The 1,677-nt window shown below is 65.5% G+C and carries 1 protein-coding gene; it reads right to left on the bottom strand.

Annotation, left to right across the window (positions count from 1 at the left end):
* Positions 1-1,677: formate--tetrahydrofolate ligase (locus C2I35_RS21735; protein ID WP_103765137.1), on the bottom strand; the 1,677-nt coding region annotated here is incomplete at its 5' end.

The raw sequence follows: 1,677 nt of genomic DNA, 5'->3' as shown, positions 1-1,677 counted from the left end.
TTAGAACAATCCTTCGATTTCGCCCTGGTCGTTCAGGCGGATGGATTCGGACGCGGGGCGGCTGGGCAGGCCCGGCATGGTCATGATCTCGCCGCAGACGACGACGACGAAGCCCGCGCCGGCCGACAGGCGCACTTCGCGCACCGGCACCGAGTGGCCCGTGGGCGCGCCGCGCTGCGTCGGGTCGGTCGAGAAGCTGTACTGCGTCTTGGCCATGCAGACCGGCAGGTTGCCGTAGCCCTGCTCTTCCCAGCTCTTCAGCTGGTCGCGCACCTTCTTGTCCGCGATCACCTCGTCTGCGCGGTAGATCTTCTTGGCGATCGTCTCGACCTTCTCGAAGAGACCCATCTCGTCGGGGTAGATCGGCTTGAAGTCCGCCTCGCCCTTCTCGATCGTCTCCACGACCTTCTTCGCCAGGTCCGCCGAGCCTTCCGAGCCCAGCTCCCAGTGACGCGACAGCACCGCCTCGGCGCCGTTCTCGGCCACGAAGTCCTTCACCGCCTGCACCTCGGCATCGGTGTCGGTCACGAAGTGGTTGATCGCCACCACCACCGGGACACCGAAAGACTTAACATTTTCGATATGCCGGCCCAGGTTCGGGCAGCCCGCCTTGACCGCGTCCACGTTCTCGGCGCCAAGGTCCGCCTTGGCCACGCCGCCGTTCATCTTCATCGCCCGCACCGTGGCGACCAGAACCACCGCCGACGGCGCGATCCCGGCCTTGCGGCACTTGATGTTCATGAACTTCTCGGCGCCAAGATCCGCGCCGAAGCCCGCCTCGGTCACCACGTAGTCGCACAGTTTCAGCGCCGTCTTCGTGGCGATGACCGAGTTGCAGCCATGCGCGATGTTGGCGAACGGGCCGCCATGCACGAAGGCCGGGTTGTTTTCCAGCGTCTGCACCAGGTTGGGCTGCATCGCGTCCTTCAGAAGGACCGTCATCGCGCCCTCGGCCTTGATGTCGCGGCAGTAGACGGGGCTGCGGTCGCGGCGATAGGCCACGATCATCGCGCCCAGCCGCTCCTCGAGGTCCTTGAGATCCTTGGCCAGGCACAGGATCGCCATGACCTCCGAGGCCACGGTGATGTCGAACCCGTCCTCGCGGGCAAAGCCGTTGGCCACGCCGCCCAGGCTGGACGTGATCTGGCGCAGCGAGCGGTCGTTCATGTCCACGACCCGGCGCCAGACGATCCGGCGGGTGTCGATCTCGGCGTCGTTGCCCCAGTAGACGTGGTTGTCGATCATCGCGGACAGCAGGGCGTGGGCCGAGGTGATCGCGTGGAAGTCGCCGGTGAAGTGCAGGTTCATGTCCTCCATCGGCACGACCTGCGCATAGCCGCCGCCCGCGGCGCCGCCCTTCATCCCGAAGTTCGGCCCCAGCGAGGCCTCGCGGATGCAGATCATCGCCTTCTTGCCGATGTGGTTGAGGCCGTCACCCAGGCCCACGGTCGTGGTGGTCTTGCCCTCGCCCGCCGGCGTCGGGTTGATCGCGGTCACCAGGATCAGCTTGCCGTCCTCGTTGCCCTGGACCGAGTTGATGTACTCCTGGCTCACCTTCGCCTTGTCATGCCCGTAGGGCAGCAGATGTTCGCCCGGGATCCCAAGCTTGTCGCCAATCTCCTGGATCGGCTTCTTCGACGCCGCACGCGCAATCTCGATGTCTGATTTGTGGCTCAT

Source organism: Roseovarius confluentis (assembly GCF_002917925.1).
Taxonomy (GTDB): domain Bacteria; phylum Pseudomonadota; class Alphaproteobacteria; order Rhodobacterales; family Rhodobacteraceae; genus Roseovarius; species Roseovarius confluentis.
Note: the sequence above shows the minus strand (reverse complement) of the source record. Positions and strands in the feature narration are given on the sequence as shown.